Below are 335 nucleotides of genomic sequence, written 5' to 3'. Positions count from 1 at the left end.
TTCATCGGCGCCTCGGTTCCGCGCACCGGCACCTATGCCGTCCAGGGTGAAGACGAAATCAAGGGCATGGAACTTGCCGTCGAGCACATCAATGAGGGGCACGATCTGATCAAGCAGATCGCGCCCAAGGTCACCAAGGGCGTGCTGGGCAAGCAGGTCAAGCTCGTCGTCGCCGACTCGGCCGCCAAGCCAAACAACGCCGTGCAGGAGCAGCAGACTTTCATCAATGACGACAAGATCATCGTCATGACGGGGGCGACCTCGTCGGCGGTCGCGGTGGCGCTGAACAAGTTCGCCCAGCGTGAGAAGATCCTCTACCTGGTGGGAATCTCCGG

Annotated in this window: 1 protein-coding gene; it reads left to right on the top strand. The window is 61.2% G+C overall.

The genetic code is table 11. From position 1 onward, the window contains the following. On the top strand, positions 1–335 hold a 335-nt coding region (locus AC3A4H_RS23680; RefSeq protein WP_487768891.1), incomplete at both ends, for an ABC transporter substrate-binding protein.

Source organism: Pseudaminobacter sp. Soil_N_29 (genome assembly GCF_057656055.1).
The sequence above is the reverse complement of the archived record's forward strand: the minus strand, read 5'-3'. Positions and strand labels throughout refer to the sequence as shown.